The following is a 24,346-nucleotide window of genomic DNA, read 5'->3' on the forward strand; positions in this document are numbered from 1 at the left end:
CGCGCCTCAGCCGCCGGGTGAACCGTCCTGCTGGATCAGGTTCCGGAGCTGGCGGCGTCCGGAGATGACGAGCTTCTGGTACACGTGGCCGAGGTGGTATTCGACCGTCTTGCTGCTGATGAACAGCTTGGCGGCGATCTCCCGGTTGGTCAGCCCGCGGCCGACGAGCAGGGAGATGTCCCGCTCGCGGTCGGTCAGTCCGGACAGCGCGGCCCCGGCCGAGTGGGGCCGGGCGGCGGGCCAGTCCGCGAAGTCGTCACGGTAGCGCAGGAGGAACGGCTGCGCCCCCAGCGCCGCGAAGAGGTCACGGGCCTCGGCGAAGCGCGCGGCCGCCCGGTGGTGCTCCCCGGCACGGACCAGCAGCCGACCGTGGCCGTGCGCCAGCAGCGCCCGGTGCAGGGGCGGATCATCGGCGCCGGCGGGGGCGGCGAGCCCCTCTTCGAAGGTGTCACGGGCCCGCTTGGCGTCCCCGCGCGCCTGGGACAGCCGGCCCGAGAGCCATGCCACCGCGAGACGCAGCGAGGGCGCCTCCTCGCCCAGCGCCGCCAGGGAGGTCATGGCCGGAGCGGCCTTGTCCAGGTCGCCACCGGCGATCAGGGCCTCGACGTGCAGCGGGCGCCACCAGGTCTGGAACGCCAGCGGACCCGCGTCGGGACGGGCCCCGAGGACCGCCCGCAGCGCGGCGAGCATGGTGGGGTGGTCGCCCCGGGCCTGCGCCAGCACGGCGTTCCCCAGGGCGGCCAGCGGCACTCCGTAGTCAGGTCCCATCTCCCTGGACCACCGGTACGAGCGCTCCACCAGTTCCCGGGCCCGCTGCCACTGTCCGCGTCCGGAGGGCACCCATGACGCGATGGAGTAGGCGTACGAGAACGCCCAGGGCTTCTCCTCGGCGTCGGCGATGGCCAGGGCGTGGTCGGCGCTGATCGCGGCCTCGTCCCAGAGGCCGAGGAGGTACTGCGAGGCGGCGAGATTGGCGTAGGTGAACTCCGAGGTCACGGCGGAGCCTTGGGTGCGCGCGGTGTCCAGGGCCGCGGCGAGCTCATGCTGCGCGTCGGCCAGGTCCCCGGCCCACATCTGGAGCATGCCGCGGTAGGCGCGCTGGAGGGCCTGGTCCGCGGCGGAGCGCGGACTGCCGGGCGGGGCCACGGTGTTGTACTCGCCCAGGGCCGCGCGTGCCCCGTCGGCGTAGGCGCGGGCCAGTCCCAGGCCGCCGGCCGCCCACGGTGCCAGTTGTGGCTCCAGGCGGTCGATCGCCAGCACGTCCCGGAGCACCGGCACGGCCTTCGCGCCGTGTCCGTCCACGACGTGCTTGATACCGAGCCAGGTGCCCGCCATGGCGGGCACGAACTCCGCGCCGGGTTCGGCCGGACGGGCCTCCAGCGCGTCCCTGAGCAGCTCCGCGGCGCCGGGAGTGCCGCGGGGCGTTCCGTAGCCGCCCAGCACCAGGCTGCGCAGCGGGGACGGTTCGGCGGCCTCGATCCTCGTCAGGAGCGGTTCCACGCGCAGGTACTGCTGGGCCCACAGCAGGCGTGCGGCCGCCGTGAGCAGCAGGCGCTCCTGCTCCCGCCGGGGGAGCGCCACCTCCGAGGCCCACAGCAGGAGGTTCGCCGCCCGCACCGCCTCACCCGCCGAGTCGTGTTCCCCGGCGGCCCGTTCGAGCTCACCGGCGAGCCGGGGGTCGGCGCCGTGCGTGGCCGCGACCCGGTGCGACCAGGACGCGGCGCGATCGACGAGGGTGGCCGCGGTCGCGTGCAGCGCCCGCAGCCGGTCGGGCGGAGTGGCGCCCATGATGGCCTCCCGCTGCAACGCGTGGGCGATCGCGACCGGGGTGGACGGCCGGTGGGGCCACCAGCGCACGATGCCGTGGCGCAGCAGGGGCGCGAGCGCCGCGTCGGGCTCCGCGACGGAGGCGACGCGCGCGGCCGTGGCCAGGGGCGCCGGGACGCCCAGGACGGCGATGCCCTCGATCAGGGCGCGCGCCTCGCCGGGCAGGGCCTCCAACTGCCGCCGAAGGGCCTGTACCAGGGAGGTCGGAACCGGCAGGGTGTCCCGCCCGTCGGCCGCCCCCTCCAGCGACACCTCGGTGAGCAGCGTCCGGAGGTACAGCGCATGGCCGCCGGTGTGCTTCCGCAGCCGCTCGGCCGTTCCGCTGCCGACGGGACGCCCGTGGACCAGCCCGGCCAGCTCGGCCACCTCGGCGACACCGAGCCCGGTCAGATTCAGCTCGCAGTTGTGCGGCATACGGGCGATGAGGCGGTGCAGATCCAGCCCGCCGGCCCGGCCGGGCTCCGTATCGCTGCGGGCCAGCAGCACGGTGAGGACCGCGTCGGCCTCCAGACGGCGCAGCACGAAGCCCAGCGTCTGGGCCGAGGGCTGATCGGCCCACTGGACATCGTCGACGATCATCACCACCGGTCCGCCGCCCTGGAGCTCTCCGAGGAGTCCCAGCAGTTCGGCGCCCACCTGGAACGGCTCCGAGGCCGCCGGGATCGCCCCCGCGAGCAGCGGGAACCGCTCCAGGAGCACCGTCGGCACCCGGGAGGTGAGCTGCCCGATCATGCCGAAGGCCAGATCCTCCTCGGAGGTGTCACAGGTGGCTCGGAGCACCGGGAAGCCCTCCGGCGCGAGCCCCTCCAGCCAGTGGCGTACCAGCGCGGTCTTCCCGATCCCCGCCGGCCCCTGGACGAGCACGCTCGACGCCTTGCCGGAGCGCGCCTCGCGCAGACACGTGTGCATGCGCTCCAGCTCAGGGGCGCGCCCCACGAAGGCGGTGTCGGCGGTGGCAGCCATCGCGGCACCTAGCGCCGGTCGAGTGGACGCTGCGCGTCAGCGCTCCGGGGGGCCTGTGGCGGCAAGGCGACAACTCCCTCATCGTGTGATGGGCGTCCCGGTCCCGGGGCTCCGGTCCAAGATCTCAGCCTACGCCTCGGCCCTCCGCACGCCCACCGTGTGGCCCGACGCCGGACCCTTCCCCCGTGGCCCGCCGCGGCGTATCGCCCGGCGTCCGCGCACCGGGAGAAAATCACTGATGGCACGGTCGATGTCTCGGATAGCTTGAGGAAATGCTTTCCGAAGTCACGGCCACCCGCTATGTCACGCCCTTGCGTGAGGGCGGGTCGCTCCCCGGCATCGTCGAGGCCGACGATCTCGGTACCTACGTCATGAAGTTCACCGGTGCGGGGCAGGGTCGCAAGACCCTCGTCGCCGAGGTCATCTGCGGCCAGCTGGGCCGTCGGCTGGGTCTGCGGGTTCCGGACCTGGTGCGGATCCAGCTGGACCCGGTGATCGGGCTGAGTGAACCGGACCAGGAGGTGCAGGAGCTGCTCAAGGCCAGTGGCGGGCTCAACCTGGGCATGGACTACCTGCCCGGTTCGCTCGGCTTCGACCCGCTGGCCTTCGAGGTGGGCCCGGCCGAGGCGGGACACGTGGTGTGGTTCGACGCCCTCATCGGCAATGTGGACCGGTCCTGGCGCAACCCCAACCTGCTGGTCTGGCACGGACAGCTGTGGCTCATCGACCACGGGGCCACCCTGATCTGGCACCACAGCTGGCGCGGTCTCGAGGCGGCCGCCGCCAAGCCCTATGACGCCTCCGACCACGTCCTGGCACCGTTCGCGCCGGATGTCGCCGCGGCCGCCGGGGCACTGGCCCCGCGGATCACCGAGGAACTGCTCACCGAGGTGGTGGCCGACGTTCCCGACGCCTGGCTGCTCGACGAGCCCGGATTCGACGGTCCCGCGGCGGTGCGCCGCGCCTATGTCGAGGTGCTGCTGGAGCGCGCCGCGACCGTGGGCGAGAAGATCACCCTGGGCGAACGGGCCGGGAAGGGTCCCTCACAGGCCCCGGACTGGCTGCGGGTGTGGGTCGACGGAAAGGCGGGCACGTGAGCGGGCTGCACAACGGCCGGGATGTCTTCGAGTACGCGGTGGTGCGCGTGGTCCCCCGGGTCGAGCGCGGGGAGCTGATCAACGCGGGGGTGGTCCTCTACTGCCGCGCGCGGTCCTTCGTGACCGCGCGGATCCATCTGGACGAGGCCCGGCTGCGGGCGCTCGACCCCTCGGCGGACGTGGCGGGCGTACGGGCCGCCCTGGGCGCCGTGGCGGGGGTGTGCGGCGGGGGCGAGGGGGCCGGGCAGGCCGCGGGCGACGACGCCGGACGGCGGTTCCGCTGGCTGGTCGCCCCGCGTTCCACGGTGGTCCAGCCCGGCCCGGTGCACACCGGGCTGACGGCGGACCCGGAGGCGGAGGCCGAGCGGCTGCTCGACCTGCTGGTGCGGTGAGCGCCGCACCGGGTGCCCGGAGGTGAGCGAGGGCATAAAAAGGGGGTCGTTGACAGGCGGGTGCGGTCCTCATAGCGTCTCGTCTGCTGAAGCGACTAAGCGGTTGCTCACCCCCGGGACCGCGGAGGTGAGCCGCTATCGAGGCGAGGAGAACCCGCATGTCCACCACCGAGCAGCGCGTTGCCATCGTGACGGGCGCGGCCCGCGGCATCGGCGCGGCGACCGCCGTGCGTCTGGCCGAGGAGGGTCGCGCCGTCGCCGTGCTCGACCTCGACGAGGCGTCCTGTGCGGGCACCGTGGAGCAGATCACCAAGGCGGGCGGCAAGGCCATCGCCGTGGGCTGCGACGTGTCCGACGCCGCGCAGGTGGAGACCGCGGTCGGGCGCGTCGCCGAGGAGCTCGGCGCGCCGACGGTCCTGGTCAACAACGCCGGGGTGCTCCGCGACAACCTGCTCTTCAAGATGAGCGAAACCGACTGGGACACGGTCATGAACGTGCATCTGCGGGGTGCGTTCCTGATGTCCCGCGCCTGCCAGAAGCACATGGTGGACGCGGAGTTCGGCCGGATCGTCAACCTCTCCAGCAGCTCGGCGCTCGGCAACCGCGGTCAGGTCAACTACTCGGCCGCCAAGGCCGGTCTGCAGGGCTTCACCAAGACGCTCGCCATCGAACTCGGCAAGTTCGGTGTCACCGCCAACGCCGTGGCGCCCGGTTTCATCGCCACCGATATGACCGCCGCCACCGCCGAGCGCGTCGGCATGGGCTTCGACGACTTCCAGAAGGCCGCGGCCAGTCAGATCCCGGTGGCCCGGGTCGGACACCCCGAGGACATCGCCAACGCCATCGCCTTCTTCACCGGTGACGCCGCCGGATTCGTCTCCGGCCAGGTCCTGTACGTGGCCGGCGGCCCGCTCAACTGACGGGAGTCGTGGACCACATGACCGCAGAGATCAAGGACAGCGGGCGGACGGCACTCGTCACCGGGGCCAGCCGCGGTATCGGATACGCCATCGCCGAGGCGCTGGTGGCACGCGGCGACCGGGTGTGCATCACCGGCCGCAACGAGGACTCGCTCAAGGAGGCGGTGGAGCGGCTCGGCGCCGACCGGGTCATCGCCGTCGCCGGCAAGGCCCATGACGAGGCACACCAGGCGGTGGCCGTCGAACGTGCGATGGAGGCGTTCGGCCGGATCGATCACCTCGTCAACAACGCCGGGACCAACCCGGTCTTCGGGCCGGTGGCCGATATGGACCTCGCCGTGCTGCGCAAGGTCTTCGAGACCAATGTGGTCTCGGCGCTCGGCTTCGCCCAGCGGACCTGGAAGGCGTGGCAGCGGGAGAACGGCGGCTCGATCGTCAACATCGCCTCGGTGGCCGGGCTTTCGCCCTCCCCGTTCGTCGCCGCGTACGGCGTGAGCAAGGCCGCCATGGTCAACCTCTCGGTGCAGCTCGCCCATGAGTTCGCGCCCGGAGTGCGGGTCAACACCATCGCCCCCGCGGTGGTGAAGACCAAGTTCGCCACCGCGCTCTACGAGGGGCGTGAGGAGCAGGTCACCGCCCAGTACCCGCTGGGACGGCTCGGGATGCCCGAGGACATCGGCGGCGCGGCCGCCTTCCTCACCTCCGACCAGGCGGCCTGGATCACCGGGCAGACCCTGGTGGTGGACGGCGGGATCTACCTCAACGCCGGAGCCGGCTGACCGTGCGGCGCGGCTCCCGGCCCGGCCGCGGCCGGGAGCCGGCCGGCGGATGAGGCGTTGTCAGTGCCCACCGGTAGGTTCTGTGCCCATAGACGGAACACCGACCGGAGGTTGTTGACGTGCCCTACGAGCTGCCCGAGTCCTGGCGCGGCGTCCTCGGCGAGGAGCTGGGGAAGCCCTACTTCAAGGAGCTCACCGAGTTCGTCGAGGAGGAGCGGGCCAGGGGCCCGGTCTACCCGCCGCGCGAGGAGGTCTTCGCCGCCCTGGAGGCCACCCCGTACGACCAGGTGAAGGTGCTGGTCCTCGGGCAGGACCCGTACCACGGCGAGGGCCAGGGGCACGGTCTGTGCTTCTCCGTGCGGCCCGGGGTGAAGACCCCGCCGTCGCTGCGGAACATCTACAAGGAGATGAAGGAGGAGCTGGGCCACCCGGTCCCGGACAACGGCTATCTGATGCCGTGGGCCCAGCAGGGCGTGCTGCTGCTCAACGCGGTGCTGACGGTCCGTGCCGGTGAGGCCAACTCCCACAAGAGCAAGGGCTGGGAGAAGTTCACGGATGCGGTGATCCGCGCGGTCGCCTCCCGTCCCGACCCGGCCGTCTTCGTGCTCTGGGGCAACTACGCCCAGAAGAAGCTGCCGTTGATCGACGAGGAGCGTCATGTGGTGGTGAAGGGGGCGCACCCCTCCCCGCTGTCGGCGAAGAAGTTCTTCGGCTCGCGCCCCTTCACCCAGATCGATGAGGCGGTGAAGGCCCAGGGCCACACCCCGATCGACTGGCGGATCCCGGACCTGGCCGCCCAGGGCTGACCGGGTCAGTCCGCCAGTTCGTAGTCGAAGGCGTACGCGACCTCCTGGACGCCGTGCGGCGCGGTGAAGGAGCCCCGGCCGGTGAGCGAGACCAGCTCACCGCTGCCGGAGCCCGGCACCACCTCGAACGAGCAGTGCACGGTGCCGTCCTCACCGAAGGTGCCGTGCTGCGCCAGGACGAAGCCGCCCCGGCGGCCGTCGAGCTCGCCGTCCACCAGTTCATGACCGGTGAAGGAGCCGGTCTTCGCGGTGGTGTAGACGATCGAGTACTGGCACACGGTGTCCGGTGCGGTGAGGGCGCCCGCATAGCCGTTGGTGACCTGGGCGCGGGCGATCCGCGCACCGTCCGCGGCCTGCCCGGTCCCGACCTCCTGCCAGTCCGCGAAGGTGAAGTGGCCGGTGGCGTGCGTGGTCATGGCGGGTCCTTTCGGCGGGGCCTCGCCCCGCGGGTGGGCTGTGCCGACCACGATCTCCGCCGTACCTGACATCTTCTGTCAGGTACGGCGGCACAATGGGAGCCGTGCGCGCCGACCGTCTGCTCTCGCTGCTCCTGCTGCTCCAGCACCGGGGCCGGATGACCGCGCCGGAGATCGCCGCCGAGCTGGAGGTGTCGGTCCGCACCGTCTACCGCGATGTGGAGGCGCTGGGCGCCAGCGGGGTGCCCGTCTACGCCGACCGCGGTCCGGCCGGGGGCTACCGGCTGCTCGACGGCTACCGCACCCGGCTCACCGGGCTCACCGGCGACGAGGCCGATTCGCTCTTCCTGGCCGGGATGCCGGGCCAGGCCGCCGAACTGGGGCTGGGCGCCGACCTCGCCACCGCCCAGCTCAAACTGCGCGCCGCGCTCCCGGCCGGTCTTGAGGAGCGGTCCCGCCGCATCCAGGAGCGGTTCCACCTGGACGCCCCCGGCTGGTTCCGGGACGCCGAACCGGTGCCCCACCTCGCCGCGGCCGCCGAGGCCGTGTGGGAGCGGCGGGTGCTGCGGGTGCACTACCGGCGCTGGCGCGGCGAGGTGCGGCGCGATCTGCACGGTCTTGGCCTCGTTCTCAAGGGCGGCATCTGGTACCTGGTGGCGCGCGCGGAGGACCGTGTGCGCAGCTACCGGGTCGCGCGCATCCTCGACGCCGAGCTGTTGGCGGAACACTTCGAGCGCCCGGCCGGCTTCGACCTCGCGGCCCACTGGCTGGAGGTGTCCCGGCGGCTGGAGACCTCCCGCTTCCAGGGTGAGGCCGAACTGCTGCTGACCGAGCGCGGACGGAAACTGCTGCCGATGCAGTTCGGCACGGCCGGCGCGGTGGCGGCGGCCGGGGCGGGGCCGCCGGACGCCGACGGGCGGGTGCGGGTGACACTGCCGGTGGAGTCGCTGCCGGTGGCCGTCCACGATGTGCTGCGGCTGGGCACCGAGGCCGAGGTGCTCGGGCCGCCGGAGCTGCGGGAGGCGGTGGCCGGCGCCGTCGGGGAACTGGCCCGCCGCTACCGGACGCCGGGCTGAACCCCGCGCCACCCGTCCGTCCGGTCGGCGCGCCGGGCCACCACCCGGCCGGACCGCGACACGCCGGACGCCCCCGCGCGGGCGGCTAGCGTCGCGCTGGAGCACCCAGCACCTGAGCATCCGCGCGGGTGAGAACCCCGGCGAACGAGCGGGAGGCCGCGATGGCGGAGGCGCAGCGTACGGCACCGGAGGACGACGCCGTACTGACCCGGATCGGGCAGGCGGTGATGCTCCACCGGGGAGGTGACAGGGAGGAGGCACGCAACCGGCTGGCCCTGCTGTGGCGGGAGCTCGGCCGTGACGGCGCGCCCTTCCACCGCTGTGCCCTCGCCCATTACATGGCCGACACCCAGGACGACCCCGACGACGAGCTGATCTGGGACCTGCTGGCGCTCGGCGCCGCCGACGGGCTGACCGGCGGCCGGGGCGCGGACACCGGGGTGGGGGAGCGGCGGCCCGGAGCGGACGAGGTGCGCGCCCTCTACCCTTCGCTCCACCTCAACCTCGCGGTCGACTACGTGAAGCTGGGCCGGGAGGACGCGGCACGCGGTCAGCTGGCCCTGGCACGCGCCAGCGCGGGCGCGCTCGGCGAGGATCCGCACGGTGACGGCGTACGGGCCGCGATCGCCCGGCTCGCCCTCCGGCTGGAGGGAGCGGCCTGAGCGGGGCCGCCGCCCTCGGTCGTCGCGGTCCCGATGGGACCGCGGCGGGACCGGGCTCAGTCGCCGGTCGCGCCGTCGATCCGCTCGCGCAGGAGGTCGGCGTGGCCGTTGTGGCGGGCGTACTCCTCGATCATGTGGACGTAGATCCAGCGCAGGCTGTAGTCGTGGCCGCCCGGACCGGGTACGACATCCTCCAGCGACCGCCCCTCGGCCGCCGTGCGGGCCCCCGCGATCTCCTCCCGCCAGATGGCGAAACACTCCTCCGTGGTGTTCCCGTCGGCGAAGTGGAACTCACCGTCGGGGTCCTCCCGGCTGTACCAGATCGGCTCGGCCTTCTCACCGTCCAGCACCCGCCGGAACCAGTTGCGTTCCACCTCGGCCATATGCCTGACCAGTCCGAGCAGGGTCAGTTCGGACGGTGACGCGGACGCCTCGCGCAGGGCCTTGTCGTCGAGCCCCTCACATTTGAGGGCGAGGGTCGCCCGGTGGAAGTCCAGCCAGGTCTCGAGCATGGTGCGCTCATCGGCGACGCGGGGCGGTACGGAACGTTCGGCAGAAGTCATGGCGAGCATCATGACCGGGTGTGCTCCGCACCGCCACGTGATTTCGGCACCATGCCGCGCAGCAACTCCTCGGCTCCGGCCCGCAGTTCCGCGCGGCCGGGCGGATCGGCGTGGTCCACCCCCGCCGCGCAGCCGAACATCAGCCCCTCGCACCAGGCGGTCAGCGAACGGCCGTGGCGGCGGGGTTCGGTGGAGCCCGCCGCCGCCACCATCCCCTCCAGCAGCTGCCGGAAGCCGCGGCCCGCGGTGTCGTAGTACTCCCGAAGCTCCGGCCGCCGGGTGGCCTCGAGCGCCAGCTCGTAGCGGGCCACCAGCAGGTCGCGCTGCTGGGTCAGCGAGCGGTGCAGGGCGAGGGAGAGGGCGTCGGCCAGGGCGGCGAGCGGGTCCGCCGCCGTGCCGTGTGCCCGGTCCGGGCCGCCGGAGAGCGGGGGCATCTCCTCGGGGGCCAGCAGCCGCCCCTCCCGCTCGGCGAGCCGCCGTACCGCCGCCTTCAGCAGCGCGGCGCGGGTGCGGGCGTGGTTGGAGGTCGAGCCCTGCGGCAGTCCGGCCGCCTCGTCCACCGCGCGGTGCGTCAGCCCCCGCATCCCGCGCTCGGCCAGCAGCGCGAGGGCGGTGTCGGCGATCAGTTCGGCGCGGGATCCCGGCCGGGGCGGCCCGGACCGGGCCCCGGTGCCGGATCCGGCGGTCTCGGCGGGTCGATCAGCGGTCATGCCCCCAATCTATCCCGCGAACTACAGGTGTAGTACATTGGGCATCACTACACCCGTAGTGCTCTGGAGGAATCACCATGCACCACTCCCGTGCCGTCGTCATCGGCGCCGGAATCGGCGGTCTCACCGCCGCCGCGGCCCTGTGCCGCCGCGGCTGGTCCGTCACCGTTCTGGAACGCGCGACCACCCTGGAACCGGTCGGCGCCGGGATCGGACTCGCCCCCAACGCCCTGCGCGCCCTGGAGACGATCGGTCTCGGCGACGACGTCCGCGCGCTGGCCGCCTGGCAGGGCGACGGCGGACTCCGCACCCCCTCGGGCCGCTGGCTCTCCCGGACCGACAGCAGCGTGATGACCGAGCGGTTCGGCGGACCGATGGTCCTCCTGCACCGCGCCACCCTCGTCGAGCTGCTGGTCTCGCGGCTGCCCGAGGGCTGTGTGCGCACCGGCACCCCGGCCCAGCTGGCCGACCCCGGCACCGACGGCCGGCCCGCCCTGGTCAGCACCGACGGCGAGGTGCTGGAGGCCGAGCTCGTCATCGCGGCCGACGGGGTCCACTCGGACGTCCGGCGCACCCTCTTCCCCCGCCACCCCGGGCCCGAGTACACCGGACTCACCGCGTGGCGCATGGTCATACCCCCGCCCGAGACCCCTTTCCCACCCCATGAGACCTGGGGCAGGGGACGGCTGTGGGGCACTCAGCCGATGAGGGACGGCCGGATCTACACCTACGGCTCGGCGGTCGCCCCGCCCGGTGGCCGGGCACCGGACGACGAACGGGCCGAGCTGCTCCGGCTGTTCGGCGACTGGCACCAGCCGATCCCCGAGATCCTGGCGGCCGTCGCCCCGCAGGACATCCTGCGGCATGACATCTGGCATATGACCCGGCCGCTGCCCGCCTACCACCGCGGCCGGGTGGCCCTGCTCGGGGACGCCGCCCATCCGATGGCCCCCACCATGGGGCAGGGCGGCAACCAGGCCATCGAGGACGGTGTCGTCCTCGCCCACCACCTGGGGGACTCGAGCGGCGACCTCTCTTCCGGTCTGGCCGCCTACACCGCCGACCGGCTGCCCCGCACCATGGACGTGGTGCGCCGTTCCGACCGCGCCGCACGCATGATCACCCTGACCGGCACCGTCTCCGTGGCCCTGCGCAACACCGCCATCACCGCCGTCGGCAGGCTGCTGCCGAACCTGGTGCTGCGCACCTTCGACGGCGTCGCCGACTGGCGGCCGCCGGGCGCCGCGTATCCTTCGGGGTCAGGCGCGGGGGCGCGGACGGGGGAACCCGGCGCCCAGGGCGCGCGCACGGACGGCGGGACGGACCGGGAGGCACCGTGAGGGTCGGCTGCATCGGCCTCGGAGACATCGCGCAGAAGGCGTACCTGCCGGTGCTGATGGCCCGCCCCGGTCTCGAACCGCATCTGTACACCCGCACCGCCGCCACCCTGGAGCGGGTCGGCGCCACCTACCGGGTGCCCGACGCCCAGCGCCACACCGAGCTGGACTCGCTCCTCGCGGCGGGCCTCGACGCGGCGTTCGTCCACGCCCCCACCGCCGTCCACGCCGACCTGGTGACCCGGCTCATCGAGGCCGGGGTCCCCACCTACGTCGACAAACCGCTCGCCTACCACCTGGCCGAGAGCGAGCAGCTGGTGCGGCTGGCCGAGGACCGCCGGGTGAGCCTGATGGTCGGCTTCAACCGTCGCCATGCGCCCGGCTACACCCAGTGCCTGGACCATCCGCGCGATCTGATCCTGATGCAGAAGAACCGGGTGGGGCTGGCCGAGGACCCCCGCACCCTCGTCCTGGACGACTTCATCCACGTCGTGGACACCCTGCGCTTCCTGGCGCCCGGAGAGGCCGACCACATCGATGTCCGCGCCCGGATCCGGGACGGGCTGATGCACCACGTGGTGCTCCAGCTGTCCGGGGACGGGTTCACCGCGCTCGGAGTGATGAACCGGATGAGCGGTTCCGCCGAGGAGCTGCTGGAGGTCTCCGGCCAGGACACCAAGCGCCAGGTGGTCAACCTCGCCGAGGTCGTCGACCACAAGGGCCAGCCGAGCGTGCGCCGCCGCGGCGACTGGGTGCCGGTCGCCCGTCAGCGCGGTCTCGAGCAGATCACCGACACCTTCCTGGACGCCGTGCGCGCCGGTGTGCTGCTCACCGCCGAGGACGCCCTGCGCACCCATGAGCTGTGCGAACGGGTCATCAGGGATGCGACGGAGGGCGCCGCGACGTCGTCCTGAGTGCCCGCAGCCCCTCGTACCCGGCGTAGCCGAGCAGCGCGGCCATCGCCCCGTACACGATCCACGGGCCGGTGCGGACGTACGGGCTGGTGCCCTGCCCCAGCGGCACCGTGTACACGGTGGCCGCGCTGGTGTCGGTGCCCATCCGGGGGCCGACCGACTCTCCGCGCGGTCCGTGGACCGCGCTCACCCCGGTCAGCGTGGCGTGCACCATCGGCCGCCAGGTCTCCGCCGCCCGCAGCGCGGCCAGCGAGGCGTGCTGTTCGGGTGCCCAGCTCCGCTGGAACGTCGAGGTGGCCGACTGCACCACCAGCACCTGCGCACCGTCCCGCACCAGGGAGCGGCTCATATCGGGGAACGCGGACTCGAAGCAGACCAGCGGTCCGATCCGCAAGCCCTCCGGCAGCCGCATCACCACCTGCTCGGTGCCGCGCCTGCGGTCCTCGCCCGCGGCCTTGCCCACCGAGGTGGCCCAGCCCAGCAACGGCCGGGCCGGGATGTACTCGCCGAACGGCACCAGCCGCATCTTGTCGTAGCGCTGACCGGTGGGGCCGTCGGGGCCGATCAGCACCGAACTCTTGTAGATGCCCGGCCGGTCGCTGCGCCGCGCGTCCACGTTCACCAGCAGCTCGGCGTCCACCGCGCGGGAGAGCGCGGCCAGTTCGCGAGCCAGGCCGGGCCGCTCGTCCAGGTCGTGACCGACACTGCTCTCCCCCCACACCACGAGGTCCGGATCGCGTCCGGCGAGCTGCCGGGTCAGCTCCGCGCTGCGCTCGAAACGCGGCTGCGGGCCGTGGATCACCCCCGGCTGCACCACCGCGATCCGCGCCGTACCCGACTCCCCGGCGACCGGGGCCCAGGCCCACACCGCACCCCCCGCGGCCCCGCACGCGGTGATCCCGGCCACCGCCACCGCGCGTGCCCGGGGGACCGCGATCAGCACCGCCAGCGCCACGTTCACCAGCACCAGCAGATAGCCGACCAGCCAGACCCCGCCCACCGAGGCCATCCGGAGCGCGGCCGGGACCTGCCACTGACTCGCGCCGAACAGACCCCATGGACCGCCCAGGTACTCCCAGGACCGTACGAGCTCGACCATCAGCCACGCCGACGGCACCAGCACCAGTGCCGCCGCGGCCCGGCCGGGACCCGGCCGCCCGTGCAGCAGCCGGTGCGCCAGCCGGCCCCAGGGCGCCCACAACAGCCCCAGCAGCGCGGCCAGCACCACGATGAACACATGCAGACTCGGCATCAGCCAGTGGTGTGCCGCGAGCAGGAAACCCGTACCCCCCAGCCAGCCGTCCGCCATCGCCCGGCGGCCGTCCGGCGCCGAGCGGACCAGCAGCAGCCACGGCACCAGCGCGGCGTACGCCAGCCACCACAGCGAGGGCGCGGGGAACGCGAGCGCGGGCAGCGCGCCCGCCGCCAGGGCCATCCCGCCGCGCCACCACCGGGAGGCGAGCCGATGCCTCCACCGGTCCCCGCCGCCGACCGACCACCGCACCCCGGGCGCCCCCTTCCTCGTGGACTTCCTGGCCGATGACCAGGCCGGTGACCAGTGTGCGGCAGGAAGCGGATCATCGATAGGGCACGGCAGCGCCCGCGCGGATCCGCTGTTCGTCATACCGCTTCCGGGAGGTCTTGTTCGGCCCAGATCAGCTTGCCGCCCTCGGTGTAGCGGGTGCCCCAGCGGCGGGTCAGCTGCGCGACCAGGAACAGCCCGCGGCCGCCCTCGTCGGTGGTGCGGGCGTGGCGCAGCCGCGGTGAGGTGTTGCTGGTGTCGGCCACCTCGCAGATCAGCATGTCGTGCTGGATCATCCGCAGCCGGATGGGGCCGGTGCCGTGCCGGATGGCATTGGTGACCAGTTCGCTGACGATCAGCTCGGTGGTGGGCACCAGCCCGTCCAGCTGCCATTCGGCGAGCTGGCGCACCGCCAGGGACCGGGCGTTGGCGACCACGGCCGGGTCCGAGGGCAGGTCCCAGGAGACGACATGGCCCGGCCCCAGTGCGCGGGTGCGGGCGAGCAGCAGCGCCACGTCATCGCACTGCCGCCCGGTCATGAGGGTGTCCACCACCGTGGAGCACAGCTCCTCCAGCGGCATACCGGGCTGGCCCAGGGTGTTCCTCAGCCGTCCGAGCCCGACGTCGATGTCCTGGTCACAGGTCTCGATCAGCCCGTCGGTGTAGAGCGCGATGAGGCTGCCCGCGGGCAGTTCCAGCTCCGCGGACTCGAACGGCAGCGAACCCAGCCCCAGCGGAGGACCGGCGGGCAGCGGCGGGAAGGACACCTCACCGTCGGGGTCCACCACCGCGGGGGTGGGATGGCCCGCGCGGGCCATCGTGCAGCGCCCGGTGACCGGGTCGTAGACCGCGTACAGACAGGTGGCGCCCAGCACCGCGGCGGCGATGCCCTCCTGCCCGGTGTCACCGGCCTGTTCCGCCTCCTCGTCGGTGAGCCGGATGACCAGGTCGTCCAGATGGGCCAGCAACTCCTCGGGGGGCAGGTCCATATCGGCGAGGGTGTGCACGGCGGTGCGCAGCCTCCCCATCGTGGCCGCCGCGTTGATGCCGTGCCCCACCACGTCCCCGACCACCAGCGCCACCCGCGCCCCGGACAGCGGGATCACATCGAACCAGTCGCCGCCGACCCCGTCGCGCGCATCCGTCGGCAGATAGCGTGAGGCCACCTCCAGGGCCCGGCCGCCGCTCAGCGCGTGCGGCAGCAGACTGCGCTGGAGTGCCAGCGCGGCGGTGTGCTCCCGGGTGTACCGCCGGGCGTTGTCCACGCACAGCGCCGCCCGCGCCACCAGCTCCTCGGCGAGCAGCAGATCGTCCTCCTCGAACGGCACCGGATGCCGGGAGCGGATGAACGAGGCCACGCCCAGCACGGTGCCGCGCGCGCCGATCGGCGCCACCATCAGCGAACGCATCCCGAACTCGCGGACCTTCGCGGTCCGTGCCGGATCGTCCCCGCTCCACGCCCCGATGGACGCGTCCATCGCCGGGTCGAGCACGGCTTCCCCGGAGAAGAAGCAGCAGGCGAACGGGGAGTCGGGGGAGATGGCCACGGCGTCCCCGGGCGTCGCGATGGACTCCGGGCAGCCCTCGCGGATGGAGCTCTGTCCGGCACGGCGGAAGGCGGGCAGGGTGTCCCCGGGCTCGGGCCGCGGCTCCTCACCGCGCAGCACCGAGTCCAGCAGATCGACGGTGACGAAGTCGGCGAGCGAGGGCACCGCGAACTCGGCCAGCTCCTGTGCGGTGCCCATCACGTCCAGGGTGCTGCCGATCCGGGCGCTGGCCTCGTTGAGCAGGGCCAGCCGCTCGCGCGCCCGCCAGCGGTCGGTGACGTCCATGCCCATGTAGCAGACGCCCACCACATTGCCGTCGGCGCCGTCGAGGCGGAAGAAGGAGGTGGAGTAGGCGTGCTCGCGGTGCGGTTCGGCCAGGGTCCAGCCCCGGTACTCGAAGTCGATCACCGGCTCCCCGGTGGTGAGCACCTGCCGCATCTGCTGCTCGATCGCCTCGGTGTCCAGACCGGGGAGCATGCTGTTGGCGATCCGGCGGCCCAGCCGCTCGGCGCGCGGCACCCCGCCGTAGCGCTCCAGGGTGTCGTTCATCCACACGTACCGCAGATCGGGGCTCAGCACCGCCATGCCGATCGGGGCACGGGTGAGGAAGGCGGTGAGCAGTGAACCGCTCACCGCCCAGGCCGGGATCTTCCCCATGTCGATCGCGGAGACCAGCCAGCACCGTCCGCCGTCCGGCCCCTGCATCGAGCAGACCCGCAGTCCCACATCGATCCGGCGGCCGTCCCGGTGGCGGATTTCCTCCATACCGCCCCAGCTGCCGCCGGTCACGCACCGCTCCGCGATGACCAGGGCCTTCGCGGTGTCCTCCGGTGTCGCCAGCAGTGTGGTGGCCGGCCGCCCCATCACCTCGGCCGATGGATAGCCGACCAGCTCCTCCGCCGCGGCGGTCCAGCCGATGACGGCCCCCGTCGCGTCGATCAGCGCCGTCGCCGCATCCGCCAGGTCGAAGGGGACATGCGTCTCGGTCGGCGCGACTCCCTCGGGGATGGCCATCGCACCCGTCCCATCTGCGGATACATTTCCCTTAATACTATGACTTCCACCCCTTCCGGTCCTGCTGCTCACCCTCCGCGTCGCGCTCTGGAAGGTCGTGGTGGCCGACGGTGAGAGTCAGGTAAGGCTCACCTGCGCCGCCCCCGGAATCTCATGCTCCGGAATCTCTTGACAACGCTCAGGTGTGCGATTGAGGATCTGCGCGTGAACTTGTCAGACAGCCAGACAGGTGAGGGCGGCTCGCTCCGTCGCGTCAGCGCGATGGAAGCGGTGCTCAGCCATCTCCGGGACGCGATCGAGCGCGGCGACTACGCGGTGGGGGACAAACTCCCCTCCGAGGCGGAGCTGTGCCGGCGCCTGGAGGTCAGCCGTCCGGTGCTCCGCGAGGCCCTGCGGGCCCTGCAGACCATGGGGCTGACCGCCTCCCGCACCGGCAAGGGCACCTTCGTCATTTCCAGCGGCCCGGTGGAGGACCCCACCTTCGGTGACTACGCCGCCAGTGACCTGATGGAGGTGCGGCGCCATATCGAGATCCCGGTGGCCGGTTACGCGGCGCTGCGCCGTTCCCCCGAGGACCTCGACCATCTGGCCCATCTGATGGAGCGGATGGAGCGGGAGACCGACACCACCGCCTGGGTGGCCATGGACACCCTCTTCCACCTCGCCGTGGCCCAGGCGGCCCGCAACCCGGTCTTCCGCAGGGTCATCGAGGAGATCCGCGACGCCCTGGCCCGCCAGTCGGCGTTCCTGAACGAACTCGGCGGCCGCCGCGAACAGTCGAACCGGGAGCACCGGGCGATCGTCGAGGCGCTCGCCGACGGTTCCGAACAGGACGCCCTCGAGGCCATGGCCCATCACCTGGAACGGGTGGAGACCACCCTGACCTCGATCGTCCGGCCCCCTGCGGCGGACGGCCCCCCGGCCCCCGGCGCACCGTAGGCCGCCGGACCCCCGACTCTCCCGCCAGCCCCGAGCCGACGGCTCCCGACCCCCCACGCACCACAACGCAGACCAGTACCGAACGCACCAAGCGCACGAACGGAAGGCGGACAGCAGGCGTGAGCGAGCAGTCCCTCCGGCAGGAAGAACGCCACCAACCCCCCACCGAGCCGCCCCAGCACGTGGACGCGGGCGACGCCGGGTACAGCAAGTCCCTCAAGGCCCGGCACGTCAACATGATCGCCATCGGCGGAGCCATCGGCACCGGGCTCTTCCTCGGCGCGGGCGGGCGGCTCAAGGACGCCGGACCCTCCCTCGCCGTGGCCTACGCGGTCTGCGGCATCTTCGCCTTCCTGGTGGTGCGGGCACTGGGTGAGCTGGTGCTGCACCGGCCGTCCTCCGGCGCCTTCGTCTCCTACGCCCGGGAGTTCCTCGGCGAGAAGGGCGCCTTCGTCGCCGGGTGGATGTACTTCCTCAACTGGGCCACGACCGGGATCGCCGACATCACGGCCGTGGCCACCTACACCCACTACTGGGGGATGTTCACCGACATACCCCAGTGGGTGATCGCCCTCATCGCGCTCGCCGTGGTGCTCTCGGTCAACCTGATCTCCGTGAAGATCTTCGGTGAGCTGGAGTTCTGGTTCGCCATCATCAAGGTCGGCGCCCTCGTCGTCTTCATGGCGATCGGCATCTTCCTCCTGGTCACCCAGGAGAAGGTGGCCGGGAACACCCCCGGTCCCAGCCTGATCACCGACCACGGCGGGGTGTTCCCGCACGGTGCGCTCCCGATGCTGCTGGTCATCCAGGGCGTGGTCTTCGCCTACGCCTCCGTCGAGCTCGTGGGCGTCGCCGCGGGCGAGACCGAGAACCCCGAGAAGATCATGCCCAAGGCGATCAACTCCATCATGTGGCGGGTCGCCGTGTTCTACGTCGGCTCCGTGGTGCTGCTCTCCCTGCTGATGCCGTCCGGCTCCTACTCCGGCGACCAGAGCCCGTTCGTCACCGTGCTGTCCAAGCTGGGCGTCCCGGCGGCGGGCGGAGTGATGAACCTGGTGGTGCTCACCGCCGCCATGTCCAGTCTCAACTCCGGTCTCTACTCCACCGGCCGGATCCTGCGCTCGATGGCGATGTCCGGCTCCGCGCCCAAGTTCACCGGCGCGATGAGCCGCACCCACGTCCCCTACGGCGGCATCCTGCTCACCTCCTTCTTCTGTGTGCTCGGCGTCGGCCTCAACTACGTGGTGCCCAGCGACGCGTTCGAGATCGTGCTCAACTTCGCCGCGCTCGGCATCCTCGCCACCTGGGGCATGATCATGCTCTGCCATCTGCTCTTCTGGCGCCGCACCCGGACGGGTCAGCTGTCCCGGCCTGGCTACCGGCTGCCCGGCTCCCCGTACACCGAGATCGTCACCCTGGGCTTCCTCGCCTCCGTCCTGGTCCTGATGTGGGCGGACGGCGGGCCCAGCCGGATCACCGTGATGGCGCTCCCGGCGATCGTCGTGGCCCTGGTCATCGGCTGGTTCGCGGCACGCCGCCGGATGAACGACCCCCGGTGACCCCACCCCGCAGGCACGGGGGGCCGCCCGGCCGGGACCACCCGGCCGGGCAGCCCCCCGCCACCCATCCCTCCGACCACGAGAGCACCGTGATGACGACCCCCCTCGGGCTGTCGGCCGACACCGCCCGCCACGTCCCCGCCGATCCCCCCGCCGTCCGTGAGCCCCGCCACGTCCCGCTGGCGCACCTCGTCCGCGGCGGGATCGTCGAGGGAGTGCACCACGGCTCGGCGGTGGTCCTGGGACCCGGTGGCCACACCGTCTTCGCGACCGGTGACACCGAGGTGGCGTTCTACCCGCGGTCCGCGCTCAAGCCGGTCCAGGCCGTCGCGCTGGTCCGCGCCGGACTGCCGCTGGAGGGCGCCGAGCTCGCGCTCACCGCCGCCAGCCACTCCGGCGACGAGCGCCACCGGAGCGGCGCCCGGCGGATCCTGGAGCGGGCCGGACTGACCGGCGACGCGCTGCGCAACGTCCCCGACCTGCCCTACGGCGCGGCCGAGCGCGAGGCGTGGCTGCGGGCCGGACACGGACCCACCCGCTTGGCCCAGAACTGCTCCGGGAAGCACGCGGCGATGCTGCTGACCGCCCGGCTCAACGACTGGCCGCTGGAGGACTACCTCGACCCGGCCCACCCCCTCCAGCGGTTGATCGCCGACACCGTGGAGGACCTGACCGGCCAGCGGGTCGCCGGGGTCACGGTCGACGGCTGCGGGGCACCGCTGTTCTCCGTCTCCCTCCAGGGCCTCGCACGGGCCGCCGCGCGGATCGCCACCGCCGCCCCGGACACCCCCGAGGGCCGGGTCGCGGCCGCTCTGCGCGCCCACCCCGAGATGCTGTCCGGCACCGGACGCGACGTGGCCCGGCTGATGACCGCGGTACCCGGACTGATCGCCAAGGACGGCTTCGAAGGCGTCCAGCTGGCCGCGCTGCCCGACGGCCACGCGGTCGTGGTGAAGATCTCCGACGGCGCCGACCGGGTCCGGATGCCGGTCACCGCCGCACTGCTCGCGCGCTGCGGGGTCGACCCCGCGGTCCTCACCGAGTTCGCCACCGCACCGGTGATCGGCGGCGGTGCCACCGTCGGCCGGCTGTGCGCGGTCGACGCCCTCACCCCGCCCGCCGTCTGACCCGCCCCCACCGCCGACCCGCCGTCATCCCCGCCACACCGCCCCACAGCCACACGAGGAAGCACCGACCGCCATGACCTCCACCGCCGGCCACCGCCGCGAACACGACCTGCTCGGCGACCGCGAGGTCCCCGCCGACGCCTACTGGGGCATCCACACCCTGCGCGCCTCGGAGAACTTCCCCGTCACCGGCACCCCGATCGCCACCTATCCGCACCTCATCAACGCCCTGGCCGCCGTCAAGGAGGCGGCGGCCCGCGCCAACGAGGACCTCGGACTGCTCACCCCGGCCAAGGCCGACGCCATCGCCGCCGCGTGCGAGGAGATACGCGGGGGGCGGCTGCACGACCAGTTCACCGTCGATGTGATCCAGGGCGGCGCCGGGACCTCGACCAACATGAACGCCAACGAGGTGATCGCCAACCGGGCGCTGGAGATCCTCGGGCACGCCAAGGGCGACTACGGCCACCTCCACCCCAACGAGGACGTCAACCTCAGCCAGTCCACCAACGACGTCTACCCGACCGCCGTCAAGGTCGCCACCATCATCGCGGTGCGTGAACTCCACACCGCCATGGAGACGTTGCGCGCGACGTTCGCCGCCAAGGCCGAGGAGTTCCGGGACATCCTCAAGATGGGGCGCACCCAGTTGCAGGACGCGGTGCCCATGACCCTCGGCCAGGAGTTCTCCGCCTACGCGGTGATGCTGGAGGAGGACCAGAGCCGGCTGCTGGAGGCCGCCGGTCTGGTGCACGAGATCAACCTCGGCGCCACCGCCATCGGCACCGGCCTCAACGCCCCCGCGGGCTACGCCGAAGCGGCCCGCGGCCACCTCGAGACCATCACCGGACTGCCGGTGGTCACCGCCGCCAACCTGGTCGAGGCCACCCAGGACTGCGGTGCCTTCGTCCAGCTCTCCGGGGTCCTCAAGCGCATCGCCGTCAAGCTCTCCAAGAGCTGCAACGACCTGCGGCTGCTCTCCTCCGGACCGCGCGCCGGACTGGGCGAGATCAACCTCCCCCCGATGCAGGCCGGTTCCAGCATCATGCCGGGCAAGGTCAACCCGGTCATCCCCGAGGTCGTCAACCAGGTCGCCTTCGAGGTGATCGGCAACGACGTGGCCATCACCATGGCCGCCGAGGCCGGACAGCTCCAGCTCAACGCCTTCGAGCCGATCATCCTGCACTCCCTCTCGGAGAGCATCACCCATCTCCGCGCGGCCTGTCTGGTCCTCGCCGAGCGCTGTGTCGCGGGCATCACCGCCAACACCGAGCAACTGCGCGCCACCGTCGAGAACTCCATCGGACTGGTCACCGCGCTCAACCCGCACATCGGCTACCGCGCGGCCACCAGCATCGCCAAGGAGGCCCTGGCCACCGGCCGCGGTGTCGCCGAACTCGTCCTGGAGAAGGGGCTGCTGCCGCCGGACCGGCTCGCCGCCGTGCTGCGCCCGGAGGAGATCGCCGGACAGCGCTGAGCCGCCCGGCGGTCCGCCGTCACCCGCGGCCGTCCCGCAGCCGGACCACCGCCGGGGCCACGCTGAGCGGCAGCAGGTCCCGGGACCGGTCCGGCCGGGTCACCTCCAGCCGGATCCCGTCGGCGATGCGGTACGGGCGGTGCGCCAGCACCGCCCCCAGCCGGCCCCGCAGCCGGGACATCGCGGCCCGTACGGTCACCGTGCGCGTCGGATCGCCGAACAGGTCCTCGGCGAGCTGCGCGGCGGTGCGCCCTTCGGGGCGGGCGGCCAGCACCAGCAGCACTTCGGCGTGGCGGGCGCTGAGCTGATGGGTCCAGCTGCCCGCGGGACCGGAGAACGTCAGTGACCAGTGGTGCGGATGGCGGACGTCGAGCACCAGCCGACCGGCGGCGGCCGGGACGCCGTCCGGGCCGTACTCGCCCTCCAGGACCCGCAACAGATACCCGCCCGGGAGGGGTTCGACCACACAATTGCCCAGTGCGGGCAGCCACACCGGTCCGTCGGCCGCCGCCTTCGGCAGCAGCAGCCGCCGGTCCCGGGGGCTCACCCCGGTGACCCCGACGACCCAACCGTGCGGATCGACCGCGACCGCCTTGCCCCGGATCCGGGCGAGCACCGGCGCGGCGACCGCGCGGAGGCGGTCCAGCTCCCGGCTGTGGGCCAGCCGCAGTTCGCCCTCGGCCCACCGGGCGGTCGCGGTGACCAGCGAGAGCACGGTCGGATGCGCGGTGGGGGCCGGGCCGCTGATGTCGATGACGCCCAGCAGCCGTCCGTCCCGCGGGTCGCGCAGCGGGGCGGCGGCACAGCTCCAGGTGTGGAAGGCGCGGACGAAGTGCTCCGCGGAGTGCACCCGGACCGGGGCGCGGACGGCGAGCGCGGTGCCGATCCCGGTCGTTCCGGTGACCTCCTCGGCCCACTGCGAACCCTCGACCAGCGCGATGCCGTCGGCGTGGCGGCGGATGCCACGGTGGCCGTCGATCCACAGGACCCGGCCCTCCCCATCGGCGATGATCATGAGATGACCGGCCGCCTCCGCCGCCTCCAGCAGTCCGCTGTGCAGGGTGGGCAGCACATCGGCCAGCCGGGTCTGCTGCCGCCGCCGCTCCAGTTCGTCCAGGCTCAGCGCGCGCGGGGTGCCCCCGCGGTCCGGATCGAGCCCCAGCCGCAGCATCCGGTCCCAGGACTGGCCGATCACCGGGCGTGCGGGCAGGGGTAGTCGGCCGCGGCTCAGCGCGGTGTCACGCATGACCGCCATCAGGCGCGCCGATTCGGCCGGACTCAGCGCGGCCAGGGGATCGGCGTGGCGCGGGTGCTGGATTCGCATGGGTTGCGGCCTTTCGTTACACCGCGGCCCGCCACGGCGGCGGGCGGCGTGTCCGCCTGGCGCCGGGTGCCATGGTGCAGCCTCAAGTCCGTGCTGAACAGGGCTTCGTTCTCCCCGTGATTGTAAGGTGGCCGCCGCCGCGGGAGGCACCGCGCGCCGCGCGGATCCGGCCCCGTCGCGGAACCCCGGTGGCCGGGAACGCCCCGCGGAGCCGCTCAGGATCGTCCGGACGGGTGACCGGACCGGCGCACGGGGGCGATCCGGGAACGTCCCGTGGGCACGCGCCGTTCCGGGAGGTGCGGATCGGCGTCGATCCCGGCATGGGGACAGATGGCAACCATGGGGTGACGCGTCGTAAGCTGTCCGTCATCGGCTGCCGGCGGGAGGTCATGGTGTCGCACGGGGGGCCTGTCCGGGCCATGCTCACCGCCCTGCTGGCGAAGCTCTATCCGGAGGCGCGATCGATACGGCGGGTGCTGGACGCCTCCGACATCCCGGCCGGAATGGTGGACTTCGGCGGCTCCGCGCTCGATGTGTGGCATGCGGTGCTGCGCGAGGCGGACAACCGGAGCCGGCTGGAGGGGCTGCTGACCGTCGCCGTCAGCGAGTACCCGGAGAACGCCGAGCTGCGGACGGCGCTGGCCGCGGAGTTCGACCGGTCCGCCGTGCCCGCTCCGGCGGTCCCGGGTGTCCGGTTCAGCGCCACCGGGGCCGAGAAGCTGATGGGCAGTCAGAGCACCCTGCTGCCACTGTCCTTCCTGGAGCACGGGGTGCGGGCGGCCCGCTCCGTCGGGCTGCTGCGCGGACCGACCGGAGCCCTGGGCACCGGATTCCTTGTCGCCGGGGACCTCGTCGTCACCAACCACCACGTCCTGCCGGACGCGGCGACGGCCGCCACCGCCCGGATCGTCCTCGGCTACCAGGAGCGGACGGACGGTGAGATCGACGGCGGCCGGAGCTTCGCACTCGACCCCGCCCTCGGCTTCGCCGTCTCCGAGGAGCACGACCTGGCCGTGGTGCGCTCCGGCACCCCGCTGAACGCCGCGTGGGGCGCGCTGGAGCCGGCCCCCGCCGAAGCCGTGACCCCGCACCGCCTCAATATCGTCCAGCACCCCGCGGGCGGCCCCAAGAAGGTCGCCCTCTACCACAACGTGGTCAGCCACAGCGACGAGGACCGGCTGCTGTACTTCACCGACACCCTGCCCGGCTCCTCCGGCTCCCCGGCCTTCGACGACCAGTGGCGGGTCGCAGCCGTCCACCGCGCGGGCGGCACGCTGCCCTCCCCGGACGGCACCGGACGCGTCTACAGCAACGAGGGCACACCGGTGCGCCGCCTGGTCGAGCTGCTCGCCACCCTCACCTCCTGAGGCACCGC

General features: G+C 72.9%; 21 protein-coding genes. 14 read left to right on the forward strand and 7 right to left on the reverse strand.

Annotated elements, in window-relative coordinates; genetic code table 11:
• Nucleotides 1-6: 6 nt before the first annotated feature.
• Entirely contained in the window at nucleotides 7-2,790 is a 2,784-nt protein-coding gene (locus AC07FT_RS09200; protein WP_479175278.1) for a helix-turn-helix transcriptional regulator, read from the reverse strand.
• Between the two features lie 272 nt (nucleotides 2,791-3,062).
• Between AC07FT_RS09200 and AC07FT_RS09205 the strand changes: the two genes are divergently transcribed.
• From AC07FT_RS09205 to ung, 5 genes are all read left to right on the forward strand, one after another.
• Nucleotides 3,063-3,887 (forward strand): HipA family kinase, encoded by an 825-nt coding sequence (locus tag AC07FT_RS09205; RefSeq protein WP_479175280.1) that lies wholly within the window; start codon nucleotides 3,063-3,065, stop codon nucleotides 3,885-3,887.
• Nucleotides 3,884-4,279, forward strand: coding sequence for a DUF3037 domain-containing protein (locus tag AC07FT_RS09210; RefSeq protein WP_471196079.1), 396 nt, complete (start codon nucleotides 3,884-3,886; stop codon nucleotides 4,277-4,279). Before AC07FT_RS09205 ends, AC07FT_RS09210 begins: the two co-directional genes overlap by 4 nt.
• A gap of 158 nt (nucleotides 4,280-4,437) precedes the next feature.
• Entirely contained in the window at nucleotides 4,438-5,199 is a 762-nt protein-coding gene (gene fabG / locus AC07FT_RS09215; RefSeq protein ID WP_435240818.1) for a 3-oxoacyl-ACP reductase FabG, read from the forward strand.
• A gap of 17 nt (nucleotides 5,200-5,216) precedes the next feature.
• Complete coding sequence (locus tag AC07FT_RS09220) at nucleotides 5,217-5,978, forward strand: SDR family oxidoreductase (RefSeq protein WP_479175282.1); 762 nt, start codon at nucleotides 5,217-5,219, stop codon at nucleotides 5,976-5,978.
• 119 nt (nucleotides 5,979-6,097) lie between these two features.
• Nucleotides 6,098-6,784 (forward strand): uracil-DNA glycosylase, encoded by a 687-nt coding sequence (gene ung, locus AC07FT_RS09225; RefSeq protein WP_471196088.1) that lies wholly within the window; start codon nucleotides 6,098-6,100, stop codon nucleotides 6,782-6,784.
• A gap of 5 nt (nucleotides 6,785-6,789) precedes the next feature.
• Here ung and AC07FT_RS09230 read toward each other — a convergent pair whose 3' ends face one another.
• Nucleotides 6,790-7,200, reverse strand: a complete 411-nt coding sequence (locus tag AC07FT_RS09230) for a DUF3224 domain-containing protein (protein WP_479175284.1) — start codon at nucleotides 7,198-7,200, stop codon at nucleotides 6,790-6,792.
• A gap of 104 nt (nucleotides 7,201-7,304) precedes the next feature.
• Here AC07FT_RS09230 and AC07FT_RS09235 point away from each other — a divergent pair, with 104 nt between their 5' ends.
• Nucleotides 7,305-8,276, forward strand: coding sequence for a helix-turn-helix transcriptional regulator (locus AC07FT_RS09235; protein WP_479175286.1), 972 nt, complete (start codon nucleotides 7,305-7,307; stop codon nucleotides 8,274-8,276).
• Nucleotides 8,277-8,437: 161 nt separating this feature from the next.
• Nucleotides 8,438-8,938: a hypothetical protein gene (locus AC07FT_RS09240; RefSeq protein ID WP_479175673.1), complete on the forward strand. Its 501-nt coding sequence runs from the start codon at nucleotides 8,438-8,440 to the stop codon at nucleotides 8,936-8,938.
• A 56-nt stretch (nucleotides 8,939-8,994) separates the two neighbouring features.
• Here AC07FT_RS09240 and AC07FT_RS09245 read toward each other — a convergent pair whose 3' ends face one another.
• Nucleotides 8,995-9,501: a DinB family protein gene (locus AC07FT_RS09245; protein WP_479175288.1), complete on the reverse strand. Its 507-nt coding sequence runs from the start codon at nucleotides 9,499-9,501 to the stop codon at nucleotides 8,995-8,997.
• Between the two features lie 8 nt (nucleotides 9,502-9,509).
• Nucleotides 9,510-10,211 carry a TetR/AcrR family transcriptional regulator gene (locus tag AC07FT_RS09250; RefSeq protein WP_479175290.1) on the reverse strand — a complete coding sequence of 234 codons (702 nt, stop codon included), beginning with the start codon at nucleotides 10,209-10,211 and terminating at the stop codon, nucleotides 9,510-9,512.
• 77 nt (nucleotides 10,212-10,288) lie between these two features.
• On the opposite strand from AC07FT_RS09250, the gene AC07FT_RS09255 reads away from it, so the two are divergent.
• Both AC07FT_RS09255 and AC07FT_RS09260 read left to right on the forward strand, forming a co-directional pair.
• Entirely contained in the window at nucleotides 10,289-11,551 is a 1,263-nt protein-coding gene (locus AC07FT_RS09255; protein ID WP_479175292.1) for an FAD-dependent monooxygenase, read from the forward strand.
• Complete coding sequence (locus tag AC07FT_RS09260; RefSeq protein ID WP_479175294.1) at nucleotides 11,548-12,462, forward strand: Gfo/Idh/MocA family protein; 915 nt, start codon at nucleotides 11,548-11,550, stop codon at nucleotides 12,460-12,462. The genes AC07FT_RS09255 and AC07FT_RS09260 overlap by 4 nt, the downstream gene beginning before the upstream one ends.
• Here the strand turns inward: AC07FT_RS09260 and lnt are convergent.
• Both lnt and AC07FT_RS09270 read right to left on the reverse strand, forming a co-directional pair.
• On the reverse strand, nucleotides 12,425-13,897 hold the full coding sequence (gene lnt, locus AC07FT_RS09265; protein ID WP_479175296.1) for an apolipoprotein N-acyltransferase: 1,473 nt from the start codon (nucleotides 13,895-13,897) through the stop codon (nucleotides 12,425-12,427). The genes AC07FT_RS09260 and lnt overlap by 38 nt on opposite strands.
• 185 nt (nucleotides 13,898-14,082) lie before the next feature.
• The gene (locus tag AC07FT_RS09270) at nucleotides 14,083-16,545 is read right to left on the reverse strand and encodes a SpoIIE family protein phosphatase (RefSeq protein ID WP_479175298.1); all 2,463 of its coding nucleotides are present in this window, start codon (nucleotides 16,543-16,545) and stop codon (nucleotides 14,083-14,085) included.
• Between the two features lie 204 nt (nucleotides 16,546-16,749).
• Here AC07FT_RS09270 and AC07FT_RS09275 point away from each other — a divergent pair, with 204 nt between their 5' ends.
• The 4 genes from AC07FT_RS09275 (at nucleotide 16,750) to aspA (ending at nucleotide 21,647) form a co-directional block, all read left to right on the forward strand.
• The gene (locus AC07FT_RS09275) at nucleotides 16,750-17,484 is read left to right on the forward strand and encodes a FadR/GntR family transcriptional regulator (protein ID WP_479175300.1); all 735 of its coding nucleotides are present in this window, start codon (nucleotides 16,750-16,752) and stop codon (nucleotides 17,482-17,484) included.
• 119 nt (nucleotides 17,485-17,603) lie between these two features.
• Nucleotides 17,604-19,043, forward strand: a complete 1,440-nt coding sequence (locus tag AC07FT_RS09280; RefSeq protein WP_479175302.1) for an amino acid permease — start codon at nucleotides 17,604-17,606, stop codon at nucleotides 19,041-19,043.
• A gap of 92 nt (nucleotides 19,044-19,135) precedes the next feature.
• Entirely contained in the window at nucleotides 19,136-20,170 is a 1,035-nt protein-coding gene (locus tag AC07FT_RS09285) for an asparaginase (RefSeq protein ID WP_479175304.1), read from the forward strand.
• A gap of 73 nt (nucleotides 20,171-20,243) precedes the next feature.
• On the forward strand, nucleotides 20,244-21,647 hold the full coding sequence (aspA, locus tag AC07FT_RS09290; RefSeq protein ID WP_478773136.1) for an aspartate ammonia-lyase: 1,404 nt from the start codon (nucleotides 20,244-20,246) through the stop codon (nucleotides 21,645-21,647).
• A gap of 19 nt (nucleotides 21,648-21,666) precedes the next feature.
• Here the strand turns inward: aspA and AC07FT_RS09295 are convergent, their stop codons facing one another.
• Nucleotides 21,667-22,971, reverse strand: coding sequence for a GAF domain-containing protein (locus AC07FT_RS09295; protein WP_479175306.1), 1,305 nt, complete (start codon nucleotides 22,969-22,971; stop codon nucleotides 21,667-21,669).
• Between the two features lie 344 nt (nucleotides 22,972-23,315).
• Here AC07FT_RS09295 and AC07FT_RS09300 point away from each other — a divergent pair, with 344 nt between their 5' ends.
• Nucleotides 23,316-24,338: a trypsin-like peptidase domain-containing protein gene (locus AC07FT_RS09300; protein WP_479175308.1), complete on the forward strand. Its 1,023-nt coding sequence runs from the start codon at nucleotides 23,316-23,318 to the stop codon at nucleotides 24,336-24,338.
• Nucleotides 24,339-24,346: the final 8 nt, after the last annotated feature.

The organism is Streptomyces sp. NPDC045899, from assembly GCF_056431485.1.

Coding starts and splice junctions, on each gene's coding strand:
- AC07FT_RS09295 (WP_479175306.1), bottom strand. CDS start 22,971: ATGCGAATCCAGCACCCGCGCCACGCCGATCCCCTGGCCGCGCTGAGT.
- AC07FT_RS09230 (WP_479175284.1), bottom strand. CDS start 7,200: ATGACCACGCACGCCACCGGCCACTTCACCTTCGCGGACTGGCAGGAG.
- AC07FT_RS09270 (WP_479175298.1), bottom strand. CDS start 16,545: ATGGCCATCCCCGAGGGAGTCGCGCCGACCGAGACGCATGTCCCCTTC.
- AC07FT_RS09250 (WP_479175290.1), bottom strand. CDS start 10,211: ATGACCGCTGATCGACCCGCCGAGACCGCCGGATCCGGCACCGGGGCC.
- AC07FT_RS09220 (WP_479175282.1), top strand. CDS start 5,217: ATGACCGCAGAGATCAAGGACAGCGGGCGGACGGCACTCGTCACCGGG.
- AC07FT_RS09245 (WP_479175288.1), bottom strand. CDS start 9,501: ATGACTTCTGCCGAACGTTCCGTACCGCCCCGCGTCGCCGATGAGCGC.
- AC07FT_RS09285 (WP_479175304.1), top strand. CDS start 19,136: ATGACGACCCCCCTCGGGCTGTCGGCCGACACCGCCCGCCACGTCCCC.
- AC07FT_RS09205 (WP_479175280.1), top strand. CDS start 3,063: ATGCTTTCCGAAGTCACGGCCACCCGCTATGTCACGCCCTTGCGTGAG.
- fabG (WP_435240818.1), top strand. CDS start 4,438: ATGTCCACCACCGAGCAGCGCGTTGCCATCGTGACGGGCGCGGCCCGC.
- AC07FT_RS09200 (WP_479175278.1), bottom strand. CDS start 2,790: ATGGCTGCCACCGCCGACACCGCCTTCGTGGGGCGCGCCCCTGAGCTG.
- AC07FT_RS09240 (WP_479175673.1), top strand. CDS start 8,438: ATGGCGGAGGCGCAGCGTACGGCACCGGAGGACGACGCCGTACTGACC.
- lnt (WP_479175296.1), bottom strand. CDS start 13,897: ATGGCCCTGGCGGCGGGCGCGCTGCCCGCGCTCGCGTTCCCCGCGCCC.
- aspA (WP_478773136.1), top strand. CDS start 20,244: ATGACCTCCACCGCCGGCCACCGCCGCGAACACGACCTGCTCGGCGAC.
- AC07FT_RS09255 (WP_479175292.1), top strand. CDS start 10,289: ATGCACCACTCCCGTGCCGTCGTCATCGGCGCCGGAATCGGCGGTCTC.